The following is a 17,447-nucleotide window of genomic DNA, read 5'->3' on the forward strand; positions in this document are numbered from 1 at the left end:
AGTCAGTCGTACGACGCCGAGGAGGAGAACGCGAACGTGGACGCCGAGCTGACCAACAGGAGCCGGGACGCGATCAACGCGGCCAGCAACCGGGCCGTGACCATGGGGCACCCGGACCTCACGCCTGCCCACCTGCTGCTGGCCCTGCTCGCCGGGCAGGACAACGAGAACATCACCGACCTGCTCGCCGCCGTCGACGCCGACCAGGCCGCCGTACGCCAGGGCGCCGAGCGCGCACTGGCCGCGCTGCCCAGTGTGACCGGCTCCACGGTCGCGCCCCCGCAGCCCAACCGCGAGCTGCTCGCGGTGCTCGCCGACGCCGGCGAACGCGCCAAGGACCTCGGCGACGACTACCTCTCCACCGAGCACCTGCTCATCGGCATCGCCGCGAAGGGCGGCGCGGCCGGCGAGGTGCTCGACCGGCAGGGCGCCACCGCGAAGAAGCTGGTGGAGGCCTTCCAGAAGGCGCGCGGCGGGCGCCGGGTGACCACCGCCGACCCCGAGGGCCAGTACAAGGCGCTGGAGAAGTTCGGCACCGACTTCACCGCCGCCGCCCGCGACGGCAAGCTCGACCCGGTCATCGGACGGGACCAGGAGATCCGCCGGGTCGTGCAGGTGCTGTCCCGGCGGACCAAGAACAACCCCGTGCTCATCGGCGAACCCGGCGTCGGCAAGACCGCCGTCGTCGAGGGGCTCGCCCAGCGGATCGTGAAGGGGGACGTGCCCGAGTCGCTGAAGGACAAGCGGCTGGTGGCGCTGGACCTGGGCGCGATGGTCGCCGGGGCCAAGTACCGCGGCGAGTTCGAGGAGCGGCTGAAGACCGTCCTCGCCGAGATCAAGGACTCCGACGGGCAGATCATCACCTTCATCGACGAGCTGCACACGGTCGTCGGCGCGGGGGCCGGCGGCGACTCCGCGATGGACGCCGGCAACATGCTCAAGCCCATGCTCGCCCGCGGCGAACTGCGCATGGTCGGCGCCACGACCCTCGACGAGTACCGCGAACGCATCGAGAAGGACCCGGCGTTGGAGCGGCGCTTCCAGCAAGTGCTGGTGGCGGAGCCGACGGTCGAGGACACCATCGCCATCCTCCGCGGCCTGAAGGGCCGTTACGAGGCCCACCACAAGGTCCAGATCGCCGACAGCGCACTCGTCGCCGCCGCGACCCTCTCCGACCGCTACATCACCTCCCGCTTCCTCCCCGACAAGGCGATCGACCTCGTCGACGAGGCGGCCTCCCGGCTCCGCATGGAGATCGACTCCTCCCCGGTCGAGATCGACGAACTCCAGCGCTCCGTCGACCGGTTGAAGATGGAGGAGCTGGCGCTGGAGAAGGAGACCGACCCGGCCTCCCGGGAGCGCCTGGAGAAGCTGCGCCGCGACCTCGCCGACCGGGAGGAGGACCTGCGCGGCCTCAACGCCCGCTGGGAGCGCGAGAAGCAGTCCCTGAACCGGGTCGGCGAGCTCAAGGAGAAGCTCGACGAACTGCGCGGCACCGCCGAACGCGCCCAGCGCGACGGCGACTTCGACACCGCCTCCAAGCTGCTGTACGGCGAGATCCCGCAGCTGGAGAAGGAGTTGGAGGCCGCGTCCGAGGCCGAGGAGGAGACCGCCAAGGACACCATGGTCAAGGACGAGGTCGGCTCCGACGACATCGCCGACGTGGTGGCCGCCTGGACCGGCATCCCGGCCGGCCGGCTGATGGAGGGCGAGACCCAGAAGCTGCTCCGGATGGAGGACGAGCTGGGCCGCCGTCTGATCGGCCAGACCGAGGCCGTACGCGCGGTCTCCGACGCCGTCCGCCGCTCCCGCGCGGGCATCGCCGACCCGGACCGCCCCACCGGCTCCTTCCTCTTCCTCGGCCCGACCGGCGTCGGCAAGACGGAACTCGCGAAGGCGCTGGCCGACTTCCTCTTCGACGACGAGCGGGCGATGGTCCGCATCGACATGTCGGAGTACAGCGAGAAGCACAGCGTGGCCCGCCTGGTCGGCGCCCCGCCCGGATACGTCGGCTACGAGGAGGGCGGCCAGCTCACCGAGGCGGTCCGCCGCCGCCCCTACACGGTCGTCCTCCTGGACGAGGTGGAGAAGGCCCACCCCGAGGTCTTCGACATCCTGCTCCAGGTGCTGGACGACGGCCGCCTCACCGACGGCCAGGGCCGCACGGTCGACTTCCGCAACACGATCCTGGTCCTCACCTCGAACCTGGGCAGCCAGTACCTGGTCGACCCGGTCCTCGGCGAGGAGGAGAAGAAGCGGCAGGTCCTGGAGGCGGTCCGGCAGTCCTTCAAGCCGGAGTTCCTCAACCGCCTGGACGACCTGGTCGTCTTCTCCGCCCTGGCCAAGGACGAACTGGCCCGGATCGCCCGGCTCCAGATCGACCGCCTCGCCAAGCGCCTGGCCGACCGCCGGCTCGCCCTGGAGATCACCCCGGAGGCCCTGGCCTGGCTCGCCGAGGAGGGCAACGACCCGGCGTACGGCGCCCGCCCGCTGCGCCGCCTGGTCCAGACCGCCATCGGCGACCGCCTGGCCAAGGAGATCCTGGCCGGCGAGGTCAAGGACGGCGACACGATCCGCGTGGACGCGTTCGGGGACGGCCTGATCGTGGGACCGGTGACGGAGCAGGAGAAGCCCGCGAAGACGCTGTGACACCGACCGGGTGCGCTGCGGACCGGAGCGCACCCGGACGGATCCTGTCAGCCCACGGCTGAAGGGCGGGCCGGGGTTGCGGCCCCCCTCCCCGTATGAGGGAGGATGGCGGGGTCCAGACGAAGGGAAATCAAGGTGTCCATCGACCCGTCCTCGATCCCGAACTTCGGGGGCCAGCCCGAGCCGCAGCCCCAAGGACCGGCGGGCCCCGTCGTCCCGGATCAGGATCTCGTGAAGCAGCTCCTCGACCAGATGGAGCTCAAGTACGTCATCGACGACGAGGGCGACCTCGCCGCGCCGTGGGAGCAGTTCCGTACGTACTTCATGTTCCGCGGTGAGGACGAGCAGGCGGTCTTCTCGGTGCGGACGTTCTACGACCGCCCCCACAAGATCGACGAGAAGCCGCAGCTGCTCGAGTCCATCGACGACTGGAACCGGCGGACCCTGTGGCCCAAGGTCTACACCCACACCCACGACGACGGCACCGTCCGCCTCATCGGTGAGGCGCAGATGCTGATCGGCACGGGCGTCGACATCAACCACTTCGTGTCGTCCACGGTCAGCTGGGTGCGGGCCGCGATCGAGTTCGACAAGTGGCTCGTCGAGCAGCTCGGCCTGGAGGAGGCCGTCAACGAGGCCGAGAAGCCCGAGGACGACGAGTAGTCGGTCCTCTACAGCGGAGTGCGCGCGTATACGACCAGGTACGCGCCGTAGCCGAACGAGAGCCCGGCCAGGGCCGCGACCACCACGGTCGCGTGCCAGGGCCGGGCTCTCGCCGTGCGCACCAGCGCCCGGGCCAGGGGCAGCAGCAGCGGGAACGCCGGGAGCAGGAAGCGGGGCTTGGACTCGAAGAAGCCGGAGCCGCCGAGGGTGATCAGGAGGAGTACGGCGGTGTAGGCGAGGAGCGGGAGCGGGGCCCGGTCCAGGACGAGCAGGGCGTAGAGGACCACCGCCGCCGCCACGATCACCAGCGTCATCGGGAAGACGAAGCGGTCGCCGTGCAGGAGCAGGCCGCGCACGAACCGGAGCGAGCCCCGGCCGAAGTCGAAGCGCGAGCCCCACAGGCGCTGCACGTCGAAGTAGCCGCCCAGCCGGTTCCCGCTGCGCCGGCCCACCCACAGGACGTACGCCGTCCAGCCGAGCGGGGCGAGCGCCGCGCCCGTCCACAGCCTGTGGGCAACCCGGCCGCGGGTGCGGCGGAGCTCGCAGGCGGCGGCGAGGAGGACGGCCACCGCGACCGCGAAGCCGTTCGGGCGGGACAGGCCCGCGAGGGCGGCCAGGGAGCCCGCCCACAGCCAGTTCCCGGCCAGGACCGCGTACAGGGACCAGGCGGCGAAGGCGGTCAGGACCGGTTCCGTGTACGCCATGGACAGCACGACGGAGTGCGGGAGCAGGCCCCACAGCAGCACCAGCGCGGTGGCCACGGCGCGGCCGTGCAGCCGGGCGCCCACCGCGTAGATGCCGGCGGCGGCGACCCCGGCGGCCGCCCAGGCCACCAGGAGCCCCGCGCCCGCCCCGCTCAGCGGTGTCACGGCCGTCAGAGTCCGGATCAGGGCCGGGTAGAGCGGGAAGAACGCCAGGTCGCTGTGGATGATGTCGGCGCCGAAGTACAGGGTGCGGCCGTAGCCGTGCGTGGCGATGCCGAGGTACCAGACCGAGTCCCAGGACCGGCCGAGCAGGGTCAGCGGATGCCCGCCGCCCGCCCAGGCGACCAGCGCGAGCACGGTCATGCCGGTGAGCCGGGCCGCGGCGAACAGCCCCACGGCGAACCCGCCCGCGGTGACGAGGGACAGCCGGGTGCCGGGTTGCTGTGCGACGGGCGGGGCTAGGGCGGTGCTCGCGTGGCTCACATTCGCACAGTGCAGGGGGATCGCGGTGATGTGCGAGAAATGTGCGCCCGATGGGGTAGGTGGGCCCGCTGCCACCTACCCGAGCCGTGACCGCGGCCCCCGGGTCAGCTGACCTTGACCGTCCAGGACGAGGAGTACGTGTCCGTCAGATCGGTGGTGCCGGGGCGGTAGACCCGTAGCGTCCACGTTCCCGCCCGCGAGAAGGCGATCTTCGCGGTGGCGCTGCCGCCGGTGGAGAGGGCGGCACTGGTGAGGGTCTTCCAGGTGCCGTCCTTCTGGCGGGCCTGGAAGCGCAGTGCGGTCCCCTTGACGTAGGGGGAGCTGAGCGCGGTGTAGGACACGGCCTTGCCGTGGACCGCCCTGGCGGCCGGCCTGCTCACCGTGAGGACGGCCTTGACGTGCGAGGCCAGGGTCTTGCTGGTCGAGGACGCCCACGTCAGGTTCTTGGCCGCGGTGACGGCGCGCCAGGCGCCGTTGTACTGGGCGGTCGTGGTGTAGGTGGCCTTGCCGGTGCTGTCCGCGGTGACGGTCGCCCGGGTCTTCCAGGTGGTGGTGCCCGCCCGCTTGTACTGGAAACCGACCTTGGCGCCGGCCGCGGGCTGGGCGCCGGTCTGCGCCACGGTGGCGGTGAAGGTCGCCTTGCCGCCGTAGGCGCTGGTGGCCGGGCCGGTCAGCTGGGTCGTCGTGGCGGCCAGGACGCGCATCGGCACGGTGCGGACGGTGGTGTCGCCGTACTGGGAGACGATGGTCAGCGTGACGTAGTGCACCCCGGTGGTCGTGGTCTTCCAGGTGCCGGAGGGCTGCGCGGGATAGCTGCCGGTGGCGAACGCCGTGCCGTCGACGTCGAGGGTCCAGTGCTCGGCCCGGCTGACGCCGTCGTCGGCGGAGGTCGTGGCGGCGTACGTCCGGCTGCTGCCCGCCACGGGGAAGTCCTGGAAGCCGTCCGTCCAGGCCGGCGTCACCTCGGACACCACCTGGACCGGCAGGTCCGTCCGGCCGTGGGCGCCGCGGTTGTCGACCGTGTCGAACGTCAGCGTGTGGCTGCCGTAGGGGAGCGTGCCGAGGTCGGCGACGAAGCCCTTGGTGTTTCCCTGGTAGGTGTAGGCGTCGACCGGCGTCGTCGCCTGGACCTTCCCGTCGAGCGACACGGTGGTGCCGACCGGGTAGGCGTAGTTGAGGTTGGACGGGAACGCCTTGTCGAGCGGCGAGGGATAGGCGTAGGTCACGTTCACCGATCCCTCGTCCGGGTGGACGACGGTGCCGAGCTTCGGTGTGACGGTGAAGCCGTGGTCGACCACGGTGTCGGCCCGGACCGGGGAACCCGCGCGGCCGTCCTTGTCGTAGGCCACGACGTAGACGCCTCCGGCGTACAGGCCGGCCGGGACGGCACTCGTGTCCAGCGTGGTGGTCCATGTCGCGCCGCTGTCCGGGGCGGTCAGGTCGACCGGGGCGGGCCAGACCTTGCCGGAGCTGAAGTACCGGACACGGGAGACGCCGTTGTCGCCGGTCGCGGTGGCGCGCAGCGACAACTCGCCGTCCGCGGACAGGCCCACGGGCTTGTACGTGGTCCAGGCGTCCTCGCCGGGCAGGTCGGGCAGGGTGACGACCGGCCGCCCGTTGTCGACCGTGACGGCCGCGTCGGCCGTGACGGTCCGCGGGCGGGGGCTGTCCACCTCGATGTGGACGGTGTTCGCGCCGTCGTTCACCAGCGGTGCGGCCACCCCGTTCGTGGCGCCTCCGAACTGCTGGGTGGCGGCGGTGTCCAGGGTCGCGTGCAGGGTGCAGGAGGGCAGGCAGTCGCCCGGGTTCAGGGCGATGGTCTGCTTGACCGTGCCGGTGCCCTGGTACTCGGTGCCGCCGGCGATGCTGACCACGGCCGCGGTCGGCTCGTCGTCCGGGTCCGCGTGCACCGTGAAGGTGACATCCGTCGTGCCGGTGACCGTCTGCCCGGCGCTGACCGTGCCGTCCCCTCCGGCGTCCGAGGACATGCCGTCGAACGTGATCACGGCACCGGTGCCGTCCGCGACGGCGCACAGCACGGCGGCGCTCGCGGTGACGGCGAACGATCTGACAGCTCGGGATATACCCACGTCTCTCCTCCTGGGCCTGCCCCTGGCTCGGCGGAGCGCGGACAATCCCCAGGTCACTGCGTATGGGCGGGGAGTGGGCGGCCGGCGTGGCAGCGGCGTGAAGATCTTGAACGGACTCCCACCGGGTGTCAAGAAGCCCGCCGCCCCCTCCCCGGTTCAGGCCGCCAGGCGCCGCAGGCGGTCGGCCGCCTCCTGGAGGATGCCGTCCTGCTTGCAGAAGGCGAAGCGGACCTGGCTGCGGCCGGCTTCGGGGTCGTCGTAGAAGACGGAGTTGGGGATGGCGACGACACCGCAGCGTTCGGGGAGCGCGCGGCAGAACGCGTAGGCGTCCTTCTCGCCGAGGGGGCGGATGTCGGTGGTGATGAAGTACGTGCCCCGGGGCTGGTAGACCTCGAACCCGGCCGTCCGCAGCCCGTCGCCGAGCAGGTCGCGCTTGCGCCGGAGGTCGGCGCGGATGCCGTCGAAGTACGAGTCCGGCAGCCGCAGCGCCTCGGCGATCGCGTACTGGAACGGACCCGCGCTCACGTACGTCAGGAACTGCTTCGCCGAGCGCACCGCCGTGACCAGCTCCGGCGTCGAGGTCACCCAGCCGACCTTCCAGCCGGTGAAGGAGAAGGTCTTGCCGGCCGACCCGATGGTGACCGTGCGCTCCCGCATGCCGGGGAAGGTGGCCAGGGGGATGTGCTCCGCCTCGTCGTACACCAGGTGCTCGTAGACCTCGTCGGTGACGACCAGCAGGTCGCGCTCCACCGCCAGCTCCGCGATCGCGGTCAGCTCGGCGCGGGTGAGGACCGTGCCGGTCGGGTTGTGCGGGGTGTTGACCAGGAGCAGGCGGGTGCGGGGGGTGACGGCGGCGCGCAGCTCGTCCAGGTCGAGGCGGAAGGCGCCGCCGTCCGGGCGCAGGGTGACGGGCACGCGCGTACCGCCGGCCATCGCGATGCAGGCCGCGTAGGAGTCGTAGTACGGCTCCAGGGCGACGACCTCGTCACCGGGTTCGAGCAGGGCCAGCAGGGCGGCGGCGATGGCCTCCGTGGCGCCCGCCGTGACCAGGACCTCGGCGTCCGGGTCGTACGACAGCCCGTACCGGCGTTCCTGGTGCGCGGCGATCGCGCCGCGCAGCTCGGGGATGCCCGGGCCCGGCGGGTACTGGTTGCCGCGCCCCTCGCGCAGCGCGCGCACGGCGGCCTCCCTGACCTCCTCGGGGCCGTCGGTGTCCGGGAAGCCCTGGCCCAGGTTGATGGACCCGGTGCTGAGCGCGAGGGCGGACATCTCGGCGAAGATCGTGGTCCCGAACTCGGCGAGCCGGCGATTGAGGAGAGGGCGTGCGCTGGAGGTCATGCCGGCCATCCTGCGCCCAAGCTCTGGAGTTCCTCAACTCTGCTTTGGCTGCCGAGACGGCCGGGCATCCCCCGTTCACGCCGCGCTCACGCGGCGGCCGGGGCGCCCACGGGGGGTCGCTCCGAGCGAACGGAAAGAAGGTGACGCCATGGGCATCGTCTTCATCGTGGTGGCGGCCGCGATCGTCTGCTTCGTGATCGTCGGGACCGCGGTCCGCAGGGGCGGACGGGTCAAGGGGGCGTCCGGCCGGGGCGGGTCCTCGGGCTACGACAGCTCCGGCAGCTGGTGGGCCGGGGACTCCGGCTCGTCGTCCTCGCACGGCGGACACGGCGGGGGCGGCGGTCACAGCCACGGGGGGCACTCCTGCGGCGGCGGGCACTCCTCCTGCGGCGGCGGTTCCTCGTGCGGCGGGGGCGGCTGCGGCGGCGGCAACTGAACCCGGGGGGACCGGGGGAACCGGGGCGTCCGGCGGGAGAGCGGGGGAGCTCTTCGCGGGCGCCCCGGCGCACGCCGGGCGATGTCCGGCGCACGACATGGTTGAACAGTTGAGCTGTGGAGCCCTCTGAGGGATGGAAACCCCACGAACTTGGGTAAAAACGCTGTGGCGGCGCCACAGTTCATGATTCCCTCTAAATCACCAAAGCAGCGCCTCGGACGTCCTGACGACACCCCTCCCCGGCTGGGCCGGCCGGGCCGATCTCCCGGTGTCGACCGAGGCGCGCCGGACCACACTCCCCCCTTTGCGTGTTAGCGGAGCCGATCCATGCTCACGACCCTTCACACCTCCTACACCGATACGCGCGCGGCCGACCTCGCCTGGGCCCTGGGGCGCGAGCCGCTGCCCGCCCTGGCCACCCTCGATCTGGAACTGACGGGGGCGAAGCTGCAGTTGAGACTGCTCGGCGCGTCCCACCAGGTGCTCCTGGAGGAGGAGCGGGGCGGCTGTTCGGAGACGGTGGCGTGCATCCCGGGCTCCAGCACCCCCCTGCCGCTCGGGGTCGCCAAGCGCAACGGCGACTGGGAGTACGAGTTCGCGGCCCGTGTCGAGGTGCTGTCACCGGGCTCCTTCGCGGGCCGCGCCCAGGAGTTGCTGGCCCTGGTGTCCGAGCATCCGCACGGCCTCGCCGGTGTCTTCCCGGGCAGCCCGTACGCGTTCACGGCGATGCTGGCCCAGCGGCACGAGGGCCAGGTGCACTGGCGGACCTGGCACGCGTACCCGCAGGACGGGCAGTTGGTGGCGACCCGGACCAGGGTCGGCGTACGGGTTCCGGCGCGCCGGCCCGTCGCCGGCTGACGTCCGGATGACATAAACCCCGGACCCGTCAAGGCGGTCCAGATCCACACGTGTGGGTGACGAAGCGTACCGACCGAGTGACGTAACGTCGCAGAGTGATCGATCCGCACGCACCCGCCCCTCCCGGCACACCGCCGCCCTGGGGCACCCCGGCGCCGCTGCCCGTGCGGCCGGGGACGGGACGGTTCCTGGTCCTCGCGTGCGTCTTCGTCTGCGCTGCCTGCGGTCTGGTGTACGAACTCGAACTCGTCGCCCTCGCCTCGTACTTGATCGGCGACTCGGTCACCCAGGCCTCCGTCGTCCTTTCCGTGATGGTCTTCGCGATGGGTGTCGGCTCGCTCGGCGCGAAGCGGCTGCGCTGGCACGCGGCGGCCGGATTCGGCGCGGTGGAGGCCGCGTTGGCGCTGGTCGGCGGCTGCAGCGCCATGGCGTTGTACGCCGTCTTCGCCTGGACCGGCGACTGGGGCGGCCTGTGGGCCGCCGGACCGCGCTGTCTCCTCGTCGCCTTCTCCCTCGCCATCGGCCTGCTCATCGGCGCCGAGGTGCCCCTCCTCATGGAGCTCATCCAGCGCATCCGCCGCCAGGACGCGGGCGGCGCGGTGGCCGACCTGTTTGCGGCGGACTACGTCGGCGCGCTCGTCGGCGGCCTGGCCTTTCCCTTTCTGCTGCTGCCACTCCTGGGCCAGCTGACGGGCACCCTGCTCACCGGGACCGTCAACGTGGCGGCCGGCGGCGCCCTGGTCCTCGGCCTGTTCCGGCGCGACCTCTCCCGGCGGGCCCGCTGGACCCTCCTCGTCGTCGACGTGACCGTCCTCGGCCTGCTCGCCTCCGCCGCCGTCCTCGTCGACGACTTCGAACGCGCCGCACGGCACGCGGTCTACGGCGACGACGTCCGGGTCGCCCTCCAGACAGACGTCCAGGAGGTCGTTCTCACCGGCGGCACCCACGGCCGCCCCCTCGACCTCTTCCTCGACGGCCGGCTCAGGGCCGGCGGCCGCGACGAACGCCGGTACCACGAAGCGCTCGTCCACCCCGCGATGAGCGGCCCGCACGCGCGCGTGCTCATCCTCGGCGGCGGCGACGGCATGGCCGCGCGCGAGGTGCTCCGCGAGCCCGGCGTCGAGCGGGTCGACGTCGTCGAACTCGACGCGGGCCTGGTCCGCCTCGCCCGCCACGACCCCGCCCTCTCCGCGCTCAACGGCCACGCGTACGACGACACCCGCGTCCACGTCTTCACCGCCGACGCCTTCTGCTGGCTGCGCCGGACAGCGCCGCGCGCCGCGTACGACGTCGTCATCGCCGACCTGCCCGACCCCGGCATCACGGCCAGCACCAAGCTGTACTCCCAGGAGTTCTACGGCCTGGCCCGCCGCGCCCTCGCCCCGGGCGGCCGCCTGGTCGTCCACGCCGGCCCGGTCCAGGCCCGCCCCCGCGCCTTCTGGACGGTCGCGGCCACCCTGCGCGCCGCCGGCCTGGCCACGACCCCCTACCGGGTCCTCGGCCACGACGCCGGCTTCGCCCCGGGCCCCGACCGCTCGGCCGGCGAGTCCGGGGACCCGCACGACTGGGGTTTCGTCCTGGCCGCGACGGGCCCCGGCCGGCCGCCCCTGCGGTTGCCGGCGGACGGGCCGAGACTGCGGACCCTGACCCGGCAGGCGCTGCGGAGGGACGCGCTGGAGATGCCGGCGACGGCGTTGCCGCCGTCCACGTTGGTGCATCCGCGCTACTGAGGAGGGTGTGCCGGACCGACTCGTGGGTAGGCTCAACCGGCATGGAGCACCAGGTGTACGTACCGGCCCCGAGCGCGCGGCTCAGAGAGGCGCTGGCCGACCCCGCGCGGGTCGCCCGGGCGGTCCCCGGCCTCCAGCAGGACGCGGGCGCCGAACCCGGCACAGGGCGCCTCAAGGTCCGTATCGGCAGCCACTCGATCACCTACCGGGGCTCCCTGAGTGTCAGCGCCCACGACGACGGTTCGTACACGGTCGACGGAGATGCGGCGGAGGCACGCGGCACCGGCACGGTGAAGCTGGCGCTCACCTTCCGCCTCGCCGACACCGACGAGGGCGGCTGCACGGTCACGGTGACCGGTACGGCCTCCGTCGGCGGGCGGGCCGCGGAACTGCCGCCGGAGGCGGTCGAGTCGGCGGCGACGAGGCTGCTCAACCGTTTCGTGGAGGGGCTGGGCGAGGAGGCGCCCCCGGCGTCGGTCTTCGAGACCGAGGTCCCGCCACCGTCCCTCGCGCCCGCGCCCGCGCCGGAACCCGAACCGGAGCCGGAGCCCCTCCCCGAGATCTTCGCCGAGGCGGCCCACGCCCGCCGGACGATGATCGGCCGCAGCGCGGAGGAGGTCGACCACGCCCCACCGAGGGGCCGGTACGCCCCGGTCCCGGCCCCGCAGACGGTGGCGGCGGCATCAGCACTCCGCTGGGCCGCACCGGCGGCGGCACTGGCACTGGCGTCGGCGATCGTGGTGACGAGGGCGTTGCGCAGGCGACGGTGAGTGAAGCGCCCCATAGGGGCGCGGGGAACTGCGCGACCAGCCCCCACCCACCCGCAGCCAAAACTCGACGCGCCTTCCCCAGTACTGTCATCCCGTGAGTAACGAAGACATCACGCTGACCGCAGGCGACGCGGTAGTACGCATCCAGCCCGCCAACGGTGGTCGTATCGGCGGCCTCGAAATCAACGGCGCGGAACTCCTCCGGCAAGGTGACCGTTTCGGCTGCTTCCCGATGGTTCCCTGGTGCGGCCGTACCCGCGACGGCCGCTTCCTCGACGGCGCCACCGTCGTCCAGATGCCGCTGAACTCCCCGCCGCACGCCATCCACGGCACCGCACGCGACGGCGCCTGGCGCCTCGCGCGCCGCTCGGCGAGCGAGGCGGTGATCACCTGCGAACTCGCCGCCCCCTGGCCGCACGCCGCCCGCGTCACCCACGCCGTGCAGCTCACCGAGGACTCGTTGACGCTGACGATGGGCGTGGAGACGTACGACGACTCCTTCCCGGCGCAGATCGGCTGGCACCCGTGGTTCAACCGGAGCCTCGGCGGCCAGGACGTCCAGGTCGACTTCGCGCCCGCCTGGCAGGAGGAGCGCGGCGACGACCACCTGCCCACCGGCAACCGCATCGACCCCAAGCCCGGCCCCTGGGACGACTGCTTCGGCATGCCCGACGGCGTCGACGTCACCCTCACCTGGCCGGGGCAACTGGAGCTGAAGGTCGCCAGCCGCGAGCAGTGGGTCGTCGTCTACGACGAGCAGGAGGCCGCCGTGTGCGTGGAGCCGCAGACCGGTCCGCCCAACGGGCTGAACACGCTGCCCCGCCTGGTCACGCCCCTGGAGCCGCTCGAAGCCTCGACCACGTGGACCTGGACGCGCCTCTAAGCTGTTCGGCATGACGGATGCACGTGCTGAGCTGCTGGAACAGATCAAGAACAAGGCCGTGGTGCACGGCAAGGTGACCCTGTCGTCGGGGCTGGAGGCGGACTACTACGTCGACCTCCGCCGCGTCACCCTCGACGGCGAGGCCGCCCCGCTGGTCGGCCAGGTGCTGCTGGACCTGACCGCCGACCTGGAGTTCGACGCCGTCGGCGGCCTCACCATGGGCGCCGACCCGGTCGCCGGCGCCATGCTGCACGCGGCCGCCGCGCGGGGCCGTCGCCTGGACGCCTTCGTCGTGCGCAAGGCGGCGAAGGCGCACGGCATGCAGCGCCGGGTCGAGGGTCCGGAGATCGAGGGCCGGCGGGTCCTGGTCGTCGAGGACACCTCCACCACCGGCGGTTCCCCGCTCGCCGCCGTGGAGGCCGTACGGGAGGCCGGCGCCGAGGTCGTCGCCGTCGCCACCATCGTCGACCGGGCGACCGGCGCCGCAGAGAAGATCCGGGAGGGCGCCGGTGTGCCGTACCTCTTCGCCTTCTCGAAGGATGAACTGGGGCTGGACTGACACGTGGGTTGACGAGTGGGATTGACCCGGATTTGACCGGCGCGTGGAGCATCGGTTCATGTCTGGAAAGATGGGGACGACGATGACGTCGCCCCCACACAGGTCTAGGTCAGGGCCGTAGAGAAGCAGCAGTACCCGACCCGCACACCCAAGGAGCGGACAGATGCCCATCGCAACCCCCGAGGTCTACAACGAGATGCTCGACCGGGCGAAGGCAGGCAAGTTCGCCTACCCGGCCATCAACGTCACCTCGACCCAGACCCTGCACGCGGCGCTGCGCGGCTTCGCGGAGGCGGAGAGCGACGGCATCGTCCAGATCTCGACCGGCGGCGCCGAGTTCCTGGGCGGCCAGTACAAGAAGGACATGGTCACCGGCTCGGTCGCGCTCGCCGAGTTCGCGCACATCGTCGCCGAGAAGTACCCGGTCAACATCGCCCTGCACACGGACCACTGCCCGAAGGACAAGCTCGACGGGTACGTACGTCCGCTGCTCGCGATCTCCGAGGAGCGCGTGAAGAACGGCCGCAACCCGCTCTTCCAGTCGCACATGTGGGACGGTTCGGCGGAGACCCTCGCCGACAACCTGGCCATCGCGCAGGAGCTGCTTGAGCAGGCCCGCCGCGCCAACATCATCCTCGAGGTCGAGATCACCCCGACCGGCGGCGAGGAGGACGGCGTCTCCCACGAGATCAACGACTCCCTGTACACGACGGTCGACGACGCGATCCGCACCGCCGAGGCCCTGGGCCTGGGCGAGAAGGGCCGCTACCTGCTCGCCGCCTCCTTCGGCAACGTGCACGGCGTGTACAAGCCGGGCAACGTGGTGCTCCGCCCCGACCTGCTGAAGGAGCTGAACGACGGCGTGGCCGCCAAGTTCGGCAAGCAGTCCCCGTTCGACTTCGTCTTCCACGGCGGCTCCGGCTCCACCGAGCAGGAGATCCTGACCGCGCTGGAGAACGGCGTCGTGAAGATGAACCTCGACACGGACACCCAGTACGCCTTCACCCGTCCGGTCGCCGACCACATGTTCAGGAACTACGACGGCGTCCTGAAGGTCGACGGCGAGGTCGGCTCCAAGAAGACCTACGACCCGCGCACCTGGGGCAAGCTGGCCGAGGCGGGCATGGCCGCGCGCGTCGTCGAGGCCACGCAGAACCTGCGCTCCGCGGGTAACAAGATCAAGTAAGTCGCATTACGGTCAGGACCCGGCGTTCGTCTGTCTACGGCGCCGGGTCCGCTGTATACCTGGACCATGCCCGACGTCCGGCTCGCCTCATCCCAGGGCAAGTGGATCCTGCTCACCACCGTCCTCGGTTCCAGCATGGCGATGCTGGACTCGACCGTCGTCAACGTGGCGCTGCCCCGTATCGGGCGTGACCTGGACGCGAGTCTGTCCGCGCTGCAGTGGACGGTCAACGCGTACATGCTCACGCTGGCCGGCCTGATCCTGCTGGGCGGCTCGCTCGGCGACCAGTACGGCCGCCGGAAGATCTTCGTGACGGGTGTCGTCTGGTTCGCGGCCGCGTCCCTGATGTGCGGGCTGGCCCCGACCGACGCCGTGCTGATCGGCGCCCGCGCCCTCCAGGGCATCGGCGGCGCGCTCCTCACCCCGGGCTCCCTGGCCCTCATCCAGGCCTCCTTCCACCCCGACGACCGGGCCCGCGCGGTCGGCCTCTGGTCCGGCTTCGGCGGTATCGGCGCGGCCGTGGGGCCCTTCCTGGGCGGCTGGCTGGTGGACGGCCCGGGCTGGCGCTGGGTCTTCCTCCTCAACGTCCCGCTGGCCCTGCTCTGCGTCCCGGTCGCCCTGCGCCATGTCCCCGAGTCCGCTGGGGGCACCTCCCGCTCGAGCGAAGCCGAGAGTGGGGGAGACCGGGCCCACGGCCGCTTCGACGTCCTCGGCGCCGTGCTGGCCGCGCTCGCGCTCGGCCTGGTCACCTACGCGCTGATCGAGGCCGGGACCACCTCACTGCTGGCCGTGGCGGGGGTCGCGGCGGGTGTGGCCTTCGTGTACGTCGAGAAGCACCGCGCGGACCCGATGCTCCCGCTGGACATCTTCGCGTCCCGCCAGTTCACGGCGCTGAACATCGTCACCCTGTGCGTGTACGGCGCGTTCGGCGGCTACTTCTTCCTGACCGCGCTCCAGCTCCAGGTGGTGGCGGGCTACTCGGCCCTCGCCGCCGGTACGGCCCTGCTGCCCACCACCGCCCTGATGCTCCTCTTCTCGGCCCGCTCGGGTGCCCTCGCCGACACCATCGGCCCCCGCATCCCGCTCACGGTGGGCCCGCTGCTCTGCGCGACGGCGATGCTGCTGATGCTCCGGGTGGGCGAGCACGCGAACTACCTGACGGACGTCCTTCCGGCGGTCCTGGTCATGGGCACCGGCATGGTCACCCTGGTGGCCCCCCTCACCGCCTCGGTCCTCGCCTCCGTCGGCACGGCCCGGGCGGGCATCGCCAGCGGCATCAACAACGCGGCGGCCCGGGCGGCGAGCCTCATCGCGGTGGCGGCGCTGCCGCTGCTCGCGCGGATGGGCCCGGAGGCCTACCGCTCGCCGGCCGCCTTCGACGCGGCGTTCCACCGGGCGATGCCGATCTGCGCCGGGGTGCTGGTGGTGGGCGCGGCCCTGGCCTTCGCCCTGGTCCGCAGGCCGGCACCGGGCTGCGTACGCCCGGAATGCCGTACCCACGGGAACGTGACGTCACCGCCGATCGAGGCCGAGGGCCACTAGGGCCTGTCGTCCGGTTCAGGTCAGCGGCTGGTCCTTGACGGCCAGTTCGCGGTCCCCCTGGCGGTAGCCGACGCTGCGGATGCCCAGCGCGTGCTTGAGCTGCCGGGCGGGGACGACCTGCGGGGTGGGGGCGGGGGCCGTGCCCGGTCTGGGCAGGGGGTAGGCGGTGGTGGTGGCGGAGTGGAAGGTGATGTTGCCCTCGGTCTTGGTGAACAGCTGGTGGACGTGCCCGTTGAGACAGGTCACGGAGGAGAAGCGGCGCAGGAGGGCGATGACCTTGAGGGCGTCGTCGGTGCTCCAGCCCCACTGCGGGTACATCGCGAACAGCGGGATGTGGCTGAAGACCACGACGGGGGTGTCCGAGGACAGGCCGGCGAGGTCCCTGCGGACGAAGTCGATCTGGTCGTTGCCGAGGTGGCCGAGCTTCTCCAGGCTCAGGGTGTTCACCAGCGCGATGAAGTGCACGCCGTGGGTGTCGAAGCTGTACCAGCCGTCGCCGAGCGTGCCCGTGCCGAAGGTCCGCCGGTAGGCGCGGCCCGCGTCGCCGATGGAGTCGTGCTCGCCCGGCACGGTGAAGACGCGGTCCGTCCTCATCCCGGACAGCATCTGCTTGACCTGGTCGAACTGCCCGGCCGTGGACAGGTGGGTCAGGTCCCCGCTGTGCATGACGAAGTCGGGCCTGAAACCGAGCGAGTTGACCTGCCTGATCGCTTCGGTGAACGAGCCGGCCACGTCCATGTTCGCCGGGCCCTGGAACCCGATGTGGCTGTCGGAGACCTGCACGAACCGCAGCGCGCCGCTTCCCGTCGCGGTGGCGAAGGCGGCGGCCTCGGCGTCGGTGCCCCGGGGGCCGGCGATGTGGCTGATCACCTCCCCACCGGCCACGGTCAGCACCACCGCACCGCCGAACCACCCCGCGTGCCGCATGAGTTGGCGACGCGTCATCCCGTGTTCCTCGTCGTGGCTGTCGTAACTCTCGTAACTGTCTTGGCTGTCGTGGTAGTCGGTCATCGGGTCACCTCGACGGTGGCGGTCATGAACGGATGGACGGTGCAGAGGTAGGCGTAGGTGCCGGGCTTGGTGAACGTGTAGCGGTAGGTGGCGTGGGTGGCCAGGGCGGGGGAGCTCAACGGGCCGCCCGGTCCGGAGCTGGTGACGGTGTGGGCGTCCGTGTCCTCGTTGGTCCAGGTCACGGTCGTCCCCACCGGCACCTTCAGCGCGGCCGGCGAGAACGCGAAGTTCTTGATCGCGACGGCGGTCCCGGACACCGGCGCGCCCGTGCCCGCGTGCGTCGGCGTCGTCGACATCGCCGGCATCGTCGACATGCTCATGCCGGGCATGCCTGCCGTCTGGTGCTGACCCGGGCCGGGTGTGATGGCGCCGGCTCCGGTGGACGAGGGGTGCGACGACTGGCCGCATGCGCCGAGGAGCGCCAGCGCGCCGGCAGTGGCGAGGCCGGTGAGGGCCAGCCCGGTCGCGGTGCGTGATCGTCGGCCTGGTGGGTGGAAGCTCGGGTGCATGGCGATCCGTCCTTGCCGTCGGGGAGTCGATGAGGA

General features: G+C 71.9%; 15 protein-coding genes. 10 read left to right on the forward strand and 5 right to left on the reverse strand.

The window, feature by feature from the left end; genetic code table 11:
• Nucleotides 1–36 precede the first annotated feature (36 nt).
• Entirely contained in the window at nucleotides 37–2,649 is a 2,613-nt protein-coding gene (clpB, locus tag AB0D85_RS29775; RefSeq protein WP_362326769.1) for an ATP-dependent chaperone ClpB, read from the forward strand.
• A 135-nt stretch (nucleotides 2,650–2,784) separates the two neighbouring features.
• A complete protein-coding gene (locus AB0D85_RS29780; RefSeq protein ID WP_362326773.1) occupies nucleotides 2,785–3,312 on the forward strand; it encodes a YbjN domain-containing protein in 528 nt (175 codons plus the stop codon).
• Nucleotides 3,313–3,320: 8 nt separating this feature from the next.
• On the opposite strand, the gene AB0D85_RS29785 is transcribed toward AB0D85_RS29780, so the two are convergent.
• The 3 genes from AB0D85_RS29785 to AB0D85_RS29795 form a co-directional block, all read right to left on the reverse strand.
• Nucleotides 3,321–4,379 carry a hypothetical protein gene (locus AB0D85_RS29785; protein ID WP_362327314.1) on the reverse strand — a complete coding sequence of 353 codons (1,059 nt, stop codon included), beginning with the start codon at nucleotides 4,377–4,379 and terminating at the stop codon, nucleotides 3,321–3,323.
• Nucleotides 4,380–4,603: 224 nt separating this feature from the next.
• Nucleotides 4,604–6,589: an Ig-like domain-containing protein gene (locus tag AB0D85_RS29790; protein ID WP_362326776.1), complete on the reverse strand. Its 1,986-nt coding sequence runs from the start codon at nucleotides 6,587–6,589 to the stop codon at nucleotides 4,604–4,606.
• Between the two features lie 156 nt (nucleotides 6,590–6,745).
• Nucleotides 6,746–7,936: a pyridoxal phosphate-dependent aminotransferase gene (locus AB0D85_RS29795; protein WP_362326779.1), complete on the reverse strand. Its 1,191-nt coding sequence runs from the start codon at nucleotides 7,934–7,936 to the stop codon at nucleotides 6,746–6,748.
• A gap of 139 nt (nucleotides 7,937–8,075) precedes the next feature.
• Between AB0D85_RS29795 and AB0D85_RS29800 the strand changes: the two genes are divergently transcribed.
• From AB0D85_RS29800 to AB0D85_RS29835, 8 genes are all read left to right on the forward strand, one after another.
• Complete coding sequence (locus AB0D85_RS29800; RefSeq protein WP_362326782.1) at nucleotides 8,076–8,363, forward strand: hypothetical protein; 288 nt, start codon at nucleotides 8,076–8,078, stop codon at nucleotides 8,361–8,363.
• A 327-nt stretch (nucleotides 8,364–8,690) separates the two neighbouring features.
• Entirely contained in the window at nucleotides 8,691–9,221 is a 531-nt protein-coding gene (locus AB0D85_RS29805) for a DUF2617 family protein (protein WP_362326785.1), read from the forward strand.
• A 95-nt stretch (nucleotides 9,222–9,316) separates the two neighbouring features.
• Entirely contained in the window at nucleotides 9,317–10,951 is a 1,635-nt protein-coding gene (locus tag AB0D85_RS29810; RefSeq protein ID WP_362326788.1) for a polyamine aminopropyltransferase, read from the forward strand.
• A 41-nt stretch (nucleotides 10,952–10,992) separates the two neighbouring features.
• Nucleotides 10,993–11,721, forward strand: coding sequence for an SRPBCC domain-containing protein (locus AB0D85_RS29815; protein ID WP_362326791.1), 729 nt, complete (start codon nucleotides 10,993–10,995; stop codon nucleotides 11,719–11,721).
• 94 nt (nucleotides 11,722–11,815) lie between these two features.
• Complete coding sequence (locus AB0D85_RS29820; protein WP_362326794.1) at nucleotides 11,816–12,604, forward strand: aldose 1-epimerase; 789 nt, start codon at nucleotides 11,816–11,818, stop codon at nucleotides 12,602–12,604.
• A 10-nt stretch (nucleotides 12,605–12,614) separates the two neighbouring features.
• Nucleotides 12,615–13,163, forward strand: coding sequence for an orotate phosphoribosyltransferase (pyrE, locus tag AB0D85_RS29825; protein WP_362326797.1), 549 nt, complete (start codon nucleotides 12,615–12,617; stop codon nucleotides 13,161–13,163).
• A gap of 163 nt (nucleotides 13,164–13,326) precedes the next feature.
• Nucleotides 13,327–14,349: a class II fructose-bisphosphate aldolase gene (fbaA, locus tag AB0D85_RS29830; RefSeq protein ID WP_362326800.1), complete on the forward strand. Its 1,023-nt coding sequence runs from the start codon at nucleotides 13,327–13,329 to the stop codon at nucleotides 14,347–14,349.
• Between the two features lie 66 nt (nucleotides 14,350–14,415).
• On the forward strand, nucleotides 14,416–15,891 hold the full coding sequence (locus tag AB0D85_RS29835; protein WP_362326803.1) for an MFS transporter: 1,476 nt from the start codon (nucleotides 14,416–14,418) through the stop codon (nucleotides 15,889–15,891).
• 15 nt (nucleotides 15,892–15,906) lie between these two features.
• On the opposite strand, the gene AB0D85_RS29840 is transcribed toward AB0D85_RS29835, so the two are convergent.
• Together AB0D85_RS29840 and AB0D85_RS29845 are read right to left on the reverse strand one after the other, a co-directional pair.
• Nucleotides 15,907–16,902: a metallophosphoesterase gene (locus AB0D85_RS29840; RefSeq protein ID WP_362326806.1), complete on the reverse strand. Its 996-nt coding sequence runs from the start codon at nucleotides 16,900–16,902 to the stop codon at nucleotides 15,907–15,909.
• The gene (locus AB0D85_RS29845) at nucleotides 16,899–17,411 is read right to left on the reverse strand and encodes a cupredoxin family copper-binding protein (RefSeq protein WP_362326809.1); all 513 of its coding nucleotides are present in this window, start codon (nucleotides 17,409–17,411) and stop codon (nucleotides 16,899–16,901) included. Before AB0D85_RS29845 ends, AB0D85_RS29840 begins: the two co-directional genes overlap by 4 nt.
• Nucleotides 17,412–17,447: the final 36 nt, after the last annotated feature.

It is taken from the genome of Streptomyces sp. NPDC048277 (assembly GCF_040652235.1).
Lineage (GTDB): Bacteria > Actinomycetota > Actinomycetes > Streptomycetales > Streptomycetaceae > Streptomyces.